Genomic DNA, 13,121 nt, shown 5'->3' with positions numbered 1-13,121 from the left:
ATGTCATCAGGCATCGACTCGATTACACCTCTTCGGCAGCAGGCAGCGGCCAGCCTCCCAGACGTTTCCAGCGGTTGACGATTTCACAAAACAGCACGGCGGTGCGCTCGGTATCGTACAGCGCGGAGTGCGCCTGAGTGCTATCAAACTCCATGCCAGCGGTCTGGCAGGCTTTTGATAATACGGTTTGTCCGAGCGCCAGCCCGGCCAGTGCAGCAGTGTCAAAAGTGGCGAAAGGGTGGAACGGGTTACGTTTCAGCGAGGCGCGTTCTGCGGCGGCCATCATAAAGCTATGATCAAAATTGGCGTTGTGCGCCACCATAATGGCGCGGTTACAGCCGCTCGCTTTAATGCCTTTACGTACAACTTTGAAAATCTCATGCAGCGCCTCGTATTCACTGACCGCGCCACGATCGGGATCGTTCGGGTCAATGCCGTTGAAGGCGAGGGCTTCTGGTTGCAAATTAGCGCCGACAAACGGCTCGACGTGGAAATGTAATGTGGTGTCCGGCATCAGCCAGCCTTGTTCATCCATTTTCAGGGTGATGGCGGCAATCTCAAGCAGCGCATCGGTTTTGGCGTTAAATCCGGCTGTTTCAACATCGATCACAACAGGATAAAAACCACGAAAACGGTCGCACAGACCGGTAAGTTGAGCGTTATCGGACATCTGATTCTCTTAATACGGAAAAATTGCAGCGCGCATTATGACAAATATTACCCGCTGATGCAGTAAAGATGCGGGCGTGATGAGTGCACGCCCGGCAGGAGATTAGTTGCCCAGACCGCGACCGGCGTCTTTCTCTTCGATCAATTCAATTTTATAACCGTCCGGATCTTCCACAAATGCGATAACCGTAGTGCCGCCTTTTACCGGGCCGGCTTCACGGGTCACGTTACCGCCGTTCTGACGGATTTTTTCGCACGCTTCAGCGGCGTTATCAACGCTAAGGGCGATATGACCATAAGCGGTGCCGAGTTCGTATTTATCCACGCCCCAGTTGTAGGTCAGTTCAATCACCGCTTCTTCGGTTTCCGGGCCGTAGCCAACAAACGCCAGTGAGTATTTGTATTCCGGGTTTTCGCTGGTACGCAGCAGTTTCATGCCCAGCACGTTGGTATAAAAATCGATGGAGCGTTGCAGATCGCCAACGCGCAGCATGGTGTGAAGAAGACGCATTTTTATATCCTCAAAATGGCTAACAGATTCAAAATGTTGTTTTAGTATAGCGGCGGGTTTGCGCCGCTCGCAATGTTGGATTACAGCGTAGGGTAATCGGTATAGCCTTCCGCGCCGCCACCGTAGAAACTTTCGGCACGCTGTGGGTTAAGCTCAGCTTTGCGCTGCAAGCGGGCGACCAGATCCGGGTTTGCAATCCAGTCACGACCAAATGCCACCGCATCAATTAACCCTTTGCCGATCAGCGTTTCTGCTTTTTCTACCGTATATGCACCAGCCCCGATAATTGGACCGTGGAAACGGGCGCGTACTTTTTCGCGGAAAGCCTCGGTATATGGTTTGCCGCCTGCCCAGTCTGGTTCTGACATATGCAGATAAGCAATGCCGCGTTTGCCCAGTTGTTCAATCAGATACAGCGCATCGGCTTCTTCATTCGGGCCGTTATCGGTATTCTGGAAAGTACCGATTGGCGAAACGCGAATGCCAATGCGATCGGCACCCCATTCTTTTATTCCGGCATCAACGACTTCCAGTACCAGGCGTGCGCGATTTTCCACGCTACCGCCGTACTGATCGGTACGATGGTTTGAAGAAGGCGACAGGAACTGATGCAGTAAATACCCGTGAGCGGAGTGAAGCTCCACCAGATCAAAACCGGCTTCACGGGCGTTAGCGATGGCCTGGCGAAAATCATTGACGATACCCGGAATCTCTTCCAGTCCCAGTGCACGCGGCATAGATGTCTCGACACGGATCGCCTGACCATTTTCATCGCGCAGAGAAGTACGGGTTCCCGCACTAAGTGCCGAAGGTGCTACCGGAGCCTGGCCGCCAGGTTGCAGGCTGGCGTGAGAAATGCGCCCCGTATGCCAAAGCTGTACGGCGATATGACCATTTTCAGCATGAACACCAGCGGTGATTTTTTTCCATGCTGCGATTTGCTCTGGGCTATGAATGCCAGGTGCGCCCGCATACCCTTTTGCCTGAGCGGAAACTTGAGTGGCTTCGCTAATAATCAAACCGGCACTGGCACGTTGGCGATAGTATTCCGCCATCAACGGAGTAGGGATATCACCCGGTTCAATGCTGCGCAGACGCGTCAGAGGGGCCATAAAAATACGGTTTGCCACCGTGATCGCGCCCACTTTTAGTGGAGAATACAGTTTTTCAGATGACATAAAGGCTCCCGGTCGTCTGGTGATGAAAAAAATGCCTGCTAAACGGCAGGCGTCGCAATAATGGTTTTTACATGTGTTAGCGCGTTTTCCAGTGGCCCGGAACTGCGTGAAATTTTGGCCTGCAGATTTGCGCCCAGCCACAGCGCGTAAAGTACTTGCGCCTGTTGCAGCGGTTCGCCACAAAAGGTTAAACAGTGGCTGGCACGGCCATTTTCCAGTGCCTGGGCGAGCAGGGCGATTACCTGGCGTGCACCTTTATCCATTGCGCTGCGCATATCTTCTGACAGGTCACACACTTCGGCAGAGAGCTTTACTGTCAGGCATCCGCTGATAGTTCCATGCTGGCAAAACTGATTAAGCGTCTGCTGGTAATAAGCCAGAATGCGGTCGCGGTAGTTACCTTCACCGGAATGCAGTAACTCCGTCAGTCGCAGGTGATATGCCGCGTAATGACGCTCAAGCATGGCAACGCCAAACGCTTCTTTAGAGCGAAAGTAGTGATAGAACGACCCTTTCGGCACTTCAGCGGTTTTTAGTAATTCGCTTAGCCCCATCCCGGTGAATCCACGTTGCAGGCAAAGTTGCTCACCCGTAGCCAGGAGGTGTTCGCGAGTATCATGTTCGGTGTGTTTGTTCATGCGTTCGAGTGTAGTAGACCAGTCGGTCTAGTGCAAGCAAAGTTGCTACTTTGGGCATTAACAGCTTCAATAGTGGTAATAATCTCATCTCAGGAGGGCGAAATGGCGGAGCAATTAGAGTTCTTTCCCGTCCAGAGCCCGTGCCGGGGAATTTGCCAGTCTGATGAACGCGGATTTTGTCGCGGCTGTTTTCGTAGCCGGGATGAGCGTTTTAACTGGAATAAAATGAGTGATGGCGAAAAACAAGAGGTGCTGCGCCTTTGTCGGCAACGACTTACGCGTAAATTACGTGCAAATAAGCCAGCGTCATCAGACGAACCGGAGCAACCATCACTCTTTTGAGCATAATCTTGCGTATACTCCTCTCATATCTGATAAGAGGAAGCGATTATGGTTCAGCGTATTACTATTGCGCCGCAAGGCCCGGAGTTTTCACGTTTCGTGATGGGCTACTGGCGACTGATGGACTGGAATATGTCCGCTCGCCAGTTAGTCAGTTTTATTGAAGAGCATCTGGATCTCGGCGTGACTACCGTGGACCACGCTGATATTTATGGCGGTTATCAGTGCGAAGCGGCGTTTGGCGAGGCGTTGAAACTGGCGCCTCATTTGCGTGAACGAATGGAAATTGTCAGCAAATGCGGTATCGCGACGACCGCGCGTGAAGAAAACGTCATTGGTCATTACATCACTGATCGCGATCACATCATTAAGAGCGCCGAACAGTCGCTGATTAATCTTGCGACCGATCATCTGGATCTGCTCCTGATCCATCGCCCCGACCCGCTCATGGATGCCGATGAAGTGGCAGATGCGTTTAAACATCTGCATCAGAGCGGAAAAGTACGCCATTTTGGCGTATCCAACTTCACGCCTGCGCAATTTGCGCTGTTGCAATCGCGTCTGCCGTTTACCCTTGCCACTAATCAGGTGGAAATATCCCCGGTGCATCAGCCGTTACTGCTGGATGGCACGCTTGATCAACTGCAACAACTGCGTATTCGCCCGATGGCCTGGTCTTGTCTTGGCGGTGGTCGTCTGTTTAATGATGATTATTTCAGGCCGCTACGTGATGAACTTGCTGTGGTGGCGGAAGAATTAAACGCGGGCTCTATCGAGCAGGTGGTTTATGCCTGGATATTGCGTCTGCCATCGCAGCCGCTGCCGATTATCGGCTCCGGTAAAATTGAGCGTGTGCGGGCTGCTGTCGAAGCGGAAGCATTGAAAATGACCCGCCAACAATGGTTCCGTATCCGTAAAGCGGCACTGGGTTACGACGTACCGTAAACACTTTTAGGAATAGCCGCCGTTCAAATATGTGTCACTGGTTTACACTTAACGGGTATGCACATTGAACGGAGGTCCTATGAAACGTTTTAGTCTGGCCATTCTGGCGCTGGTTGTTGCAACCGGCGCACAAGCTGCCAGTGAAAAAGTCGAGATGAACCTCGTCACGTCGCAAGGGGTTGGGCAGTCAATCGGTAGTGTAACGATTACTGAAACCGATAAAGGTCTGGAGTTTTCACCCGATCTGAAAGCATTACCACCCGGTGAGCATGGCTTCCATATTCATGCCAAAGGAAGCTGCCAGCCAGCAACGAAAGATGGCAAAGCCAGCGCCGCAGAATCCGCAGGCGGGCATCTTGATCCACAAAATACCGGTAAGCATGAAGGGCCAGAAGGTGCAGGACACTTAGGCGATCTGCCTGCACTGGTAGTTAACAATGACGGTAAAGCAACCGATGCCGTCATTGCGCCTCGTCTGAAATCACTTGATGAAATCAAAGATAAGGCGCTGATGATCCACGTTGGCGGCGATAATATGTCCGATCAACCAAAACCGCTGGGCGGTGGCGGTGAACGCTATGCCTGTGGTGTTATTAAGTAATTAAGAGGTCAGCGTACCTTGCGGCGGCGCTTGCTCAAGTTGCGAAAGCGAGCAGTACAGACGCCAGACAATCGCCGCCAGCTCACGGGCAGCGGGTTGATGATGGTGGGCAAGGCTATCGCATATCCGCTGTAATTCTTCAAGTGTGGCCGCTAGTGATTTTTGCTGAACGCCACGCTCACTCATTACTCCCCGCAACAGCAAAATACAGTTATCCCGCACTCGCGATAACGGATCGGAACGCGACTCCCAGTCCCGCAATTGCCAGACAACATGTGAACAGTTCAGCAGCACCACGCCCCAGCGTAATAACCAACGGCGAGCCAGTGCATCCTGGCTGTTGCTCAACTGACTAACGTGGTGATAAGTAAGCGATTCAAATTCGCTTTCACTCAGGGTTGGATGGCGGCTTAGTTGGTCGACAAAATCCCGGCGCAGCGCGCGAATATGTCGGCGGCTTTTACGAGCATCCGATCCTGGACGCAGAATGGCGAACGCTAACCACGCCAACGCCACGCCAACAATTTTCGCCAGATTATCGTTAAGAAAGTCAGCAAAATCATACACCGGTGGATTAGTGACAGCGATGAACGAACCCATAAATACAATCAGTTGTCCCCACAGCGCGGCAAATTTGGGCATCTGTAATTTGAGAAGTTGCATCGTTGCCAGTAGCGGGAAGAGAAACAGCAAAAATTGCCACAGATCGCTAATCTGAACCATCAGACCAAACTTAACCACAAAGCTAAATAGCGAAAGTAATACCAGCGTGCGCATAAGTAGCGACAGTGACTTAAACGGTGCCGCGACGGCGGAGTAGAGTACGCAGCTAATTGCTGCCAGTGTTAATGCATTGGCACCGGCATCCCATTGCGAGGCAATACTCCATGCGCCAATTATCATCAACGTACAAAATGTGCGCAGTCCACTCCACATTGCTTCGGCGTTATCGGTATGACGTGCCAGGCCGGCTGTTCGTGGGAGTCTGGCTCGATCATCTGTACCGCTTTCCAGACGATGTAGTTCCTGACTACTTTGCAGATAAAGGCGGCAAAAATAGCGTAGTCGCTGCCAGAAGGCGACGTGCCGATAGTCGGCGGCGTTGGTTGGGCGCAGTGGGGCAATGATACGTGCGACGGTGTAAAAATCAGTTTGCGAACTGGCAAGCGCCGTCAGCAACTGTTCGAGAATTTCACGAGTGGCGGCGGGCGTTGATGACCAGTTGAGCAACATACGTCGCAGGCTGGAGATGACGCTGGTCATGCGTAATTGCTGGTGGAGTAGCGCATTCAGGCGTGCATTTTGCTGGCGGAAACGATAGTGACTCCAGAACGCCTGAATGCGCAGCAAATTCATGGTTAATATTTGACCAATAATTCCTTCGTGTGCTGTGCGAATGGCATCGGTTGTTTCAGGCTGCCAGAGCAAGCTGGCATGTTCCAGTAAACGGGCATGCATGTTTTTTAACGCGGTTAAAAGCGCGGTGGCGTCGGAACTACTCGGCAGGATCATCATCATCATGCCGCCGCAAAGAATACCGACGATGACTTCGCAAACGCGCGCCTGAGCGATATCCCATAACTGGCTTGCTTCCGTGATATTGACCATCGGAAAGGCGATAATGGCCGCAGTGTAGCCCGCCAGTTGGAAGGCATACGCCACGTTATTCGTGAAGTGCGCGCAAGCCCAGGTACAAAAACCAAGCCACGCCGACATGCTCAATAGAAAAAACCACGGCTCGTTAAGCGTATGCCCGGCAAGAATCAGTGCCGCAATGGCTCCCAGCAAACTGCCAGCGATGCGTCCGAGGCTTTTGCTGATGACACCACCAACGGTGGGGAAGCTTACCACCGCAGCCGAGGTCATCGCCCAGTAGGGTTCATCGAGATTTAAATAATAGGCAACCGTCAGCGCCAGGCACATGGCAATGGTATTGCGTAACGCATAACGCCATTGCGCCAGCGTGGCCCTGAACCAGGGCAAATTGCGCAAGAACCATGGCGATGCGCTCATTATTGACCTACGGCGATGCTACAGGTGGTGCCCGACACCAGCGTGACATCGCTGGGGACTTTATCCAGAGCAAAGCGGACGGGAACGCGTTGGGCGAGACGTACCCAGGGGACGTTAGGTTTCACATCAGGAATCAGGCTGGAATCACTTTCAACGCTCTGATCATAAATCGCCCGACCGATACTGGAAACGTGACCCTGTAACGTTTTGTTGTCGCTATAGAGCGTAATTTGTGCTGGTGCACCGTCGTGGATATGGCGCAATTTGGTTTCTTCAAAATAACCAATGACGTAAAACGAATGGCTATCCACCAGGGCAAACAGGGGTTTTCCGGTGTCGGCGTAGTCGCCGATGCGGGTAGTGAGATTAGTTACCCATCCACTCACCGGAGCGCGAATTTCCGTTTGCGCCAGTTGCCATTGTGCCTGTTTAAGCGTCGCCTGTGCGGCATCAACACTGGCCTGCATCGCTTTAACATTGAGGTTAGCGGTATCCAGCTCTTCGGCAGAGATAAAATTATGTGAGAGATGACGGCGACGGTTAGCTTCGTTATTGGCTTTGGCGAGGTCAGATTGCGCTTTCGTTAACTGTGCCTGGGCGTTCAGTTCGGCTATCTGAAAGGGCGTTTTATCGATGGTGAGCAAAATATCACCAGTATTAACCAACTGGTTGTCTTTTATATTCATCGCAACAATACGTCCAGACACCTGTGGCGTGATAGAAACCTGTTCTGCACGTATTTTTCCATCGCGTGTCCACGGTGACTGCATGTAATAGTTCCATAGCCACCATCCGGCAAGAATCGCAACAACCGCTACAATAATTGTTGAGAAATACTTAATTGTTTTAATTGACATAGTTACCACGCAATCAGTATTGCCAGAGCAAGGCAAACGCAAATCGCAAACAGCGATAAATCCATTAACAAGGGATGCCAGATGTCACCGGCGTAGATCCAGCCGCGAAGCAGGCGGTGTATGACAAGCCAGAGGACAAATCCAAGCGCGAACGCTTTGAAAAACGGAGGAAAATAGACGGACGCACCGAACACCAGATCTTGTAAGGGCAATCCCGTTGCATTAAGCATAAACTTCACAAAATAGATTCCTTTACGACCGAATATATTGCGTTAGATTAATAAATATTCTTTAAGTGCGAAAAAGTTACGCGCAATTTCTGAAAAGCATGTCTGACGGTAAGCAAATGCAGCAATACATTTGTTTTAGCAATACAATTGCTGCACACTATTCTAAAAGCTGTATAATATCTTAGCAAGCTAATTATAAGGAGATGAAATTGGAATCGCCACTAGGTTCTGATCTGGCACGGTTGGTGCGCATATGGCGTGCTCTGATAGACCATCGCCTGAAACCGCTGGAGTTAACGCAAACCCATTGGGTAACGTTGCACAATATTCATCAGTTACCTCCAGACCAGTCGCAAATTCAACTGGCAAAAGCGATCGGCATTGAGCAGCCTTCACTGGTTCGTACGCTGGACCAACTGGAAGAAAAAGGGTTAATTTCGCGTCAAACTTGCGCCAGCGATCGTCGGGCTAAACGTATTAAACTGACGGAAAAAGCGGAGCCGCTGATTAGCGAAATGGAAGCGGTTATTAACAAAACCCGGGCGGAAATATTGCATGGAATTTCCGCAGAGGAAGTAGAACAGTTGATTAAACTCATTGCAAAACTTGAGCATAATATCACTGAGTTACAGGCCAAAGGGTGAAATGAAAGGGGCGTGTGGTCAGTGACCTGACCACACGTCAACTTGTTTAGCGCGGGGAAACCGTCACCTGGCTACCGTTGCTGGCCAGAATAACACGTTGTCCCGGAGAGAAGTGGGTATTGCCCTGTTTCTGTACCACCATAATGGTGTTGCCATCATCTTTACGAATTTCCAACTCCACACCCTGAGTTTTGTTCATTGCGCTCTGCACGCCCTGACCAGCTACGCCACCTGCGATAGCGCCTGCCGCAGTTGCCAGAGAACGCCCTGTTCCGCCACCAACGGTATTCCCAAGGAAGCCACCGAGAACCGCACCGCCAATTGCGCCGATAACGTTGGAATCATCACCGCCCTGAATTTGTACCTGTCGTACATTAACGATTGTGCCATAGCTGACATTCTGCACTTGCTTCGCTTCAGAGGCGGTATAGACATCGCCAGAAAGGGTATCGTTATTAACACAACCGACAAGAGACAGACCTACCATTGATACAACCAGTACGCGCTTAATCATTGAAAAATCTCCTGATTACCATGAAACGCCTCACAAGCATCCCTCATGGCCAAAGTAAATGGCATTGGTATAACTATGATTACATGTTCCACTAAAACATGATGGAATCATAATTAGAATACGGTTAACCAAGTATAAACAAAACATTCATAGTAATTATTGATATGAATATAATGTTTTCCTGGTAATGGTAAAAATCGGCGCTCATGCATGGAATTCGTGAGAGGTTTGTGTTTGAGTGGAGCGCAAACGACAGGTTGAAAAAGGATGAACTATGAAATCAGGCCGCTTTATTGGCGTAATGTCAGGCACTAGTCTGGATGGTGTCGATGTTGTACTGGCGACTATCGATGAACACAGGGTGGCGCAGTTGGCAAGTTTGAGCTGGCCGATTCCCCCATCACTTAAACAAGCAGTACTGGATATTTGTCAGGGGCAGCAGCTTACGCTTTCTCAGTTCGGTCAACTGGATACTCAACTTGGTCGCTTGTTTGCCGATGCCGTTAACGCACTGCTCAAGCAAGAAAATTTGCAGCCAAAAGATATCGTCGCCATCGGGTGTCACGGACAGACTGTCTGGCACGAACCTACTGGCGTTGCACCGCATACTCTACAGATTGGTGATAACAATCAAATTGTGGCGCGCACTGGAATTACTGTCGTTGGTGATTTTCGCCGTCGCGATATTGCCTTAGGTGGGCAGGGGGCGCCGCTGGTGCCAGCGTTTCATCACGCATTACTGGCTCATCCGACGGAGCGGCGAATGGTTCTCAACATTGGTGGTATCGCCAATTTGTCGTTGTTGATTCCAGGGCAGCCGGTGGGGGGGTACGATACCGGGCCGGGTAACATGTTGATGGATGCGTGGATCTGGCGTCAGGCCGGTAAACCTTACGATAAAGATGCTGAGTGGGCGCGGGCGGGTAAAGTCATTTTGCCGCTGTTGCAGAATATGCTTAGTGATGCGTATTTTTCCCAATCCGCGCCAAAAAGCACCGGGCGCGAATACTTTAACTATGGCTGGCTGGAGCGCCATCTGCGTCAATTCCCGGGTGTTGATGCGCGCGATGTCCAGGCAACGCTGGCGGAACTTACCGCCGTGACCATTTCTGAACAGGTATTATTGAGTGGCGGCTGCGATCGTTTGATGGTCTGTGGTGGCGGAAGCCGTAATCCATTGGTGATGACGCGACTTGCTGCTTTGCTGCCAGGAACCGAAGTGACCACCACTGACGCCGTTGGCATTAGTGGTGATGACATGGAAGCATTGGCCTTCGCGTGGCTTGCCTGGCGGACGCTGGCGGGGCTGCCAGGCAACCTGCCTTCGGTCACCGGCGCAAGCGAGGCGACGGTGCTGGGCGCAATTTTCCCTGCAAACCCGCGATATCAGAGTTAACTGAATTTTTCCTACTGCGTCTGCCGTTACACTTGGAAGTTGAGGAGAGCGTTTTGCTCTCCGGACCAGGAAAGTCTTCGGGATGTGTTTATGAAAAAACTGTTACTGATCTGTTTGCCGGTGCTTCTCACTGGCTGTGGCGCGTTTAATCAACTGGTTGAACGTATGCAAACTGATACGCTGGAATACCAGTGTGATGAAAAACCGTTGACGGTAAAACTGAATAATCCGCGTCAGGAAGTCAGTTTTGTCTACGACAATCAATTAATTCACCTTAAACAGGGCATTTCAGCCTCTGGCGCACGTTATACCGATGGCATTTATGTTTTCTGGTCAAAAGGTGATGAGGCAACGGTCTATAAGCGTGACCGCATCGTCTTGAATAACTGTCAGTTACAAAATCCGCAGCGTTGAGATTTTTCCAGGGGCGGCGCACAATAGCGTCACCCACTGACAATCCGTAAAGAAAACCATGTCTGATAACGACGAATTGCAGCAAATCGCGCATCTGCGCCGTGAATACACCAAAGGCGGTTTACGCCGCCGCGATCTTCCCGCCGATCCTTTAACCCTTTTTGAACGCTGGCTCTCCCAGGCCTGTGAAGCCAAACTGGTTGACCCCACTGCGATGGTCGTCGCAACCGTTGATGAACATGGTCAGCCTTATCAGCGCATCGTGTTACTCAAACATTACGACGAAAAAGGGATGGTGTTTTACACCAATCTCGGCAGTCGCAAAGCGCATCAAATCGAAAATAACCCGCGCGTTAGCCTGCTTTTCCCGTGGCATACTCTTGAACGCCAGGTGATGGTGACCGGTAAAGCGGAGCGTCTTTCGACTCTCGAAGTGATGAAATATTTTCATAGTCGTCCGCGCGATAGCCAGATTGGCGCGTGGGTATCTAAGCAGTCCAGCCGTATTTCCGCGCGAGGGATCCTTGAGAGCAAATTCCTTGAGCTGAAGCAGAAGTTTCAGCAGGGCGACGTCCCGTTACCGAGTTTCTGGGGCGGTTTCCGCGTAAGTCTTGAGCAGGTTGAGTTCTGGCAGGGCGGTGAGCATCGTCTGCATGACCGCTTTTTGTACCAGCGTGAAAATGAGGCGTGGAAAATCGATCGTCTCGCACCCTGAAAAGATGCAAAAATCTTGCTTTAATCGCTGGCACTCCTGATTCCGGCACTTTATTCTATGTCTCTTTCGCATCTGGCGAAAAGTCGTGTACCGGCAAAGGTGCAGTCGTTATATACATGGAGATTTTGATGGCAAGCAGTAACTTGATTAAACAATTGCAAGAGCGGGGGCTGGTGGCCCAGGTGACGGACGAAGAAGCGTTAGCAGAGCGACTGGCGCAAGGCCCGATCGCGCTCTATTGCGGCTTCGATCCTACCGCTGACAGCTTGCATTTGGGGCATCTTGTTCCATTGTTATGCCTGAAACGCTTCCAGCAGGCGGGCCACAAGCCGGTTGCGCTGGTAGGCGGCGCGACAGGTCTGATTGGCGACCCGAGCTTCAAAGCTGCCGAGCGTAAGCTGAACACCGAAGAAACTGTTCAGGAGTGGGTGGACAAAATCCGCAAGCAGGTTGCCCCGTTCCTCGATTTCGACTGTGGAGAAAATTCTGCTATCGCCGCGAACAACTATGACTGGTTCGGCAATATGAATGTGCTGACCTTCCTGCGCGATATCGGTAAGCACTTCTCCGTTAACCAGATGATCAACAAAGAAGCGGTTAAGCAGCGTCTCAACCGTGAAGATCAGGGTATTTCGTTCACCGAGTTTTCTTACAACCTGTTGCAGGGCTATGACTTTGCCTGTCTGAATAAACAGTATGGTGTTACGTTGCAGATTGGCGGTTCTGACCAGTGGGGTAACATCACCTCTGGTATCGATCTGACCCGTCGCCTGCATCAGAATCAGGTGTTTGGCCTGACCGTTCCGCTGATCACCAAGGCTGACGGCACCAAATTTGGTAAAACTGAAGGCGGCGCAGTATGGCTGGATCCGAAGAAGACCAGTCCGTACAAGTTCTACCAGTTCTGGATCAACACCGCTGATGCCGACGTTTACCGCTTCCTGAAGTTCTTCACCTTCATGAGCATTGAAGAGATCAATGCCCTCGAAGAAGAAGATAAAAACAGCGGTAAAGCACCGCGCGCCCAGTATGTGCTGGCGGAGCAGGTGACGCGTCTGGTTCACGGTGAAGAAGGTTTGCAAGCCGCGAAACGTATTACCGAATGTCTGTTCAGCGGTTCCTTGAGTGCGCTTAGCGAAGCGGACTTTGAACAGCTGGCGCAGGACGGCGTACCGATGGTTGAGATGGAAAAAGGCGCTGATCTGATGCAGGCGCTGGTCGATTCTGAACTGCAACCATCCCGTGGTCAGGCGCGTAAAACTATCGCATCCAATGCCATCACCATTAACGGTGAAAAACAGTCCGATCCTGAATACTTCTTTAAAGAAGAAGATCGCCTGTTTGGTCGTTATACCTTACTGCGTCGCGGCAAAAAGAATTACTGTCTGATTTGCTGGAAATAATGCACTAAGTGGAAAGGGGGAGTGAGAAATCACTCCCCTGATTTTTATACA

At 51.1% G+C, this 13,121-nt stretch carries 16 protein-coding genes; 8 read left to right on the top strand and 8 right to left on the bottom strand.

Going from position 1 to position 13,121, the window contains the following annotated elements:
- Nucleotides 1-22: 22 nt before the first annotated feature.
- The 4 genes from rnt to nemR form a co-directional block, all read right to left on the bottom strand.
- Nucleotides 23-670: a ribonuclease T gene (gene rnt, locus C3D30_RS10155; RefSeq protein ID WP_001282285.1), complete on the bottom strand. Its 648-nt coding sequence runs from the start codon at nucleotides 668-670 to the stop codon at nucleotides 23-25.
- A gap of 102 nt (nucleotides 671-772) precedes the next feature.
- Entirely contained in the window at nucleotides 773-1,180 is a 408-nt protein-coding gene (gene gloA / locus C3D30_RS10150) for a lactoylglutathione lyase (protein ID WP_001237802.1), read from the bottom strand.
- Nucleotides 1,181-1,260: 80 nt separating this feature from the next.
- Nucleotides 1,261-2,358 carry an N-ethylmaleimide reductase gene (nemA, locus tag C3D30_RS10145; protein WP_105286839.1) on the bottom strand — a complete coding sequence of 366 codons (1,098 nt, stop codon included), beginning with the start codon at nucleotides 2,356-2,358 and terminating at the stop codon, nucleotides 1,261-1,263.
- 38 nt (nucleotides 2,359-2,396) lie between these two features.
- Entirely contained in the window at nucleotides 2,397-2,996 is a 600-nt protein-coding gene (gene nemR / locus C3D30_RS10140; RefSeq protein WP_105286838.1) for a DNA-binding transcriptional regulator NemR, read from the bottom strand.
- Nucleotides 2,997-3,098: 102 nt separating this feature from the next.
- On the opposite strand from nemR, the gene C3D30_RS10135 reads away from it, so the two are divergent.
- The 3 genes from C3D30_RS10135 to sodC all read left to right on the top strand — a co-directional run bounded on the left by C3D30_RS10135 (nucleotide 3,099) and on the right by sodC (nucleotide 4,884).
- Complete coding sequence (locus C3D30_RS10135) at nucleotides 3,099-3,338, top strand: DUF1289 domain-containing protein (protein WP_046082595.1); 240 nt, start codon at nucleotides 3,099-3,101, stop codon at nucleotides 3,336-3,338.
- 48 nt (nucleotides 3,339-3,386) lie between these two features.
- On the top strand, nucleotides 3,387-4,283 hold the full coding sequence (locus C3D30_RS10130) for an aldo/keto reductase (protein WP_000250648.1): 897 nt from the start codon (nucleotides 3,387-3,389) through the stop codon (nucleotides 4,281-4,283).
- 79 nt (nucleotides 4,284-4,362) lie between these two features.
- Nucleotides 4,363-4,884 carry a superoxide dismutase [Cu-Zn] SodC gene (gene sodC, locus C3D30_RS10125; protein WP_000819797.1) on the top strand — a complete coding sequence of 174 codons (522 nt, stop codon included), beginning with the start codon at nucleotides 4,363-4,365 and terminating at the stop codon, nucleotides 4,882-4,884.
- Here the strand turns inward: sodC and C3D30_RS10120 are convergent, their stop codons facing one another.
- Genes C3D30_RS10120 through C3D30_RS10110 form a run of 3 tightly spaced genes read right to left on the bottom strand, consistent with a single transcriptional unit; the run spans nucleotide 4,885 to nucleotide 7,993 of the window.
- Nucleotides 4,885-6,897, bottom strand: coding sequence for an FUSC family protein (locus C3D30_RS10120; RefSeq protein ID WP_105286837.1), 2,013 nt, complete (start codon nucleotides 6,895-6,897; stop codon nucleotides 4,885-4,887).
- Complete coding sequence (locus tag C3D30_RS10115) at nucleotides 6,897-7,754, bottom strand: efflux RND transporter periplasmic adaptor subunit (protein ID WP_105286836.1); 858 nt, start codon at nucleotides 7,752-7,754, stop codon at nucleotides 6,897-6,899. Before C3D30_RS10115 ends, C3D30_RS10120 begins: the two co-directional genes overlap by 1 nt.
- Before the next feature lie 2 nt (nucleotides 7,755-7,756).
- Nucleotides 7,757-7,993, bottom strand: coding sequence for a DUF1656 domain-containing protein (locus C3D30_RS10110; RefSeq protein WP_000671001.1), 237 nt, complete (start codon nucleotides 7,991-7,993; stop codon nucleotides 7,757-7,759).
- A gap of 200 nt (nucleotides 7,994-8,193) precedes the next feature.
- On the opposite strand from C3D30_RS10110, the gene slyA reads away from it, so the two are divergent.
- A complete protein-coding gene (gene slyA, locus C3D30_RS10105; RefSeq protein ID WP_016158207.1) occupies nucleotides 8,194-8,628 on the top strand; it encodes a transcriptional regulator SlyA in 435 nt (144 codons plus the stop codon).
- Between the two features lie 46 nt (nucleotides 8,629-8,674).
- Here slyA and slyB read toward each other — a convergent pair whose 3' ends face one another.
- A complete protein-coding gene (gene slyB, locus C3D30_RS10100) occupies nucleotides 8,675-9,142 on the bottom strand; it encodes an outer membrane lipoprotein SlyB (protein WP_000597203.1) in 468 nt (155 codons plus the stop codon).
- A 274-nt stretch (nucleotides 9,143-9,416) separates the two neighbouring features.
- On the opposite strand from slyB, the gene anmK reads away from it, so the two are divergent.
- From anmK to tyrS, 4 genes are all read left to right on the top strand, one after another.
- On the top strand, nucleotides 9,417-10,538 hold the full coding sequence (anmK, locus tag C3D30_RS10095; RefSeq protein ID WP_000835035.1) for an anhydro-N-acetylmuramic acid kinase: 1,122 nt from the start codon (nucleotides 9,417-9,419) through the stop codon (nucleotides 10,536-10,538).
- Nucleotides 10,539-10,628: 90 nt separating this feature from the next.
- Nucleotides 10,629-10,952 carry a C-type lysozyme inhibitor gene (mliC, locus tag C3D30_RS10090; RefSeq protein ID WP_000734947.1) on the top strand — a complete coding sequence of 108 codons (324 nt, stop codon included), beginning with the start codon at nucleotides 10,629-10,631 and terminating at the stop codon, nucleotides 10,950-10,952.
- A 58-nt stretch (nucleotides 10,953-11,010) separates the two neighbouring features.
- The gene (gene pdxH / locus C3D30_RS10085; protein WP_001282324.1) at nucleotides 11,011-11,667 is read left to right on the top strand and encodes a pyridoxamine 5'-phosphate oxidase; all 657 of its coding nucleotides are present in this window, start codon (nucleotides 11,011-11,013) and stop codon (nucleotides 11,665-11,667) included.
- 128 nt (nucleotides 11,668-11,795) lie between these two features.
- On the top strand, nucleotides 11,796-13,070 hold the full coding sequence (tyrS, locus tag C3D30_RS10080; RefSeq protein ID WP_001516333.1) for a tyrosine--tRNA ligase: 1,275 nt from the start codon (nucleotides 11,796-11,798) through the stop codon (nucleotides 13,068-13,070).
- The last annotated feature ends 51 nt before the right edge of the window (nucleotides 13,071-13,121 follow it).

The organism is Escherichia sp. MOD1-EC5433 (genome assembly GCF_002966005.1).
GTDB lineage: Bacteria > Pseudomonadota > Gammaproteobacteria > Enterobacterales > Enterobacteriaceae > Escherichia > Escherichia ruysiae.
Note: the sequence above shows the minus strand (reverse complement) of the source record. Positions and strands in the feature narration are given on the sequence as shown.

What these genes read in the sequence shown, in the direction of transcription:
- rnt (WP_001282285.1), bottom strand. Translation starts at nt 670, where the DNA reads ATGTCCGATAACGCTCAACTTACCGGTCTGTGCGACCGTTTTCGTGGT.
- gloA (WP_001237802.1), bottom strand. Translation starts at nt 1,180, where the DNA reads ATGCGTCTTCTTCACACCATGCTGCGCGTTGGCGATCTGCAACGCTCC.
- nemA (WP_105286839.1), bottom strand. Translation starts at nt 2,358, where the DNA reads ATGTCATCTGAAAAACTGTATTCTCCACTAAAAGTGGGCGCGATCACG.
- nemR (WP_105286838.1), bottom strand. Translation starts at nt 2,996, where the DNA reads ATGAACAAACACACCGAACATGATACTCGCGAACACCTCCTGGCTACG.
- C3D30_RS10135 (WP_046082595.1), top strand. Translation starts at nt 3,099, where the DNA reads ATGGCGGAGCAATTAGAGTTCTTTCCCGTCCAGAGCCCGTGCCGGGGA.
- C3D30_RS10130 (WP_000250648.1), top strand. Translation starts at nt 3,387, where the DNA reads ATGGTTCAGCGTATTACTATTGCGCCGCAAGGCCCGGAGTTTTCACGT.
- sodC (WP_000819797.1), top strand. Translation starts at nt 4,363, where the DNA reads ATGAAACGTTTTAGTCTGGCCATTCTGGCGCTGGTTGTTGCAACCGGC.
- C3D30_RS10120 (WP_105286837.1), bottom strand. Translation starts at nt 6,897, where the DNA reads ATGAGCGCATCGCCATGGTTCTTGCGCAATTTGCCCTGGTTCAGGGCC.
- C3D30_RS10115 (WP_105286836.1), bottom strand. Translation starts at nt 7,754, where the DNA reads ATGTCAATTAAAACAATTAAGTATTTCTCAACAATTATTGTAGCGGTT.
- slyB (WP_000597203.1), bottom strand. Translation starts at nt 9,142, where the DNA reads ATGATTAAGCGCGTACTGGTTGTATCAATGGTAGGTCTGTCTCTTGTC.
- anmK (WP_000835035.1), top strand. Translation starts at nt 9,417, where the DNA reads ATGAAATCAGGCCGCTTTATTGGCGTAATGTCAGGCACTAGTCTGGAT.
- mliC (WP_000734947.1), top strand. Translation starts at nt 10,629, where the DNA reads ATGAAAAAACTGTTACTGATCTGTTTGCCGGTGCTTCTCACTGGCTGT.
- pdxH (WP_001282324.1), top strand. Translation starts at nt 11,011, where the DNA reads ATGTCTGATAACGACGAATTGCAGCAAATCGCGCATCTGCGCCGTGAA.
- tyrS (WP_001516333.1), top strand. Translation starts at nt 11,796, where the DNA reads ATGGCAAGCAGTAACTTGATTAAACAATTGCAAGAGCGGGGGCTGGTG.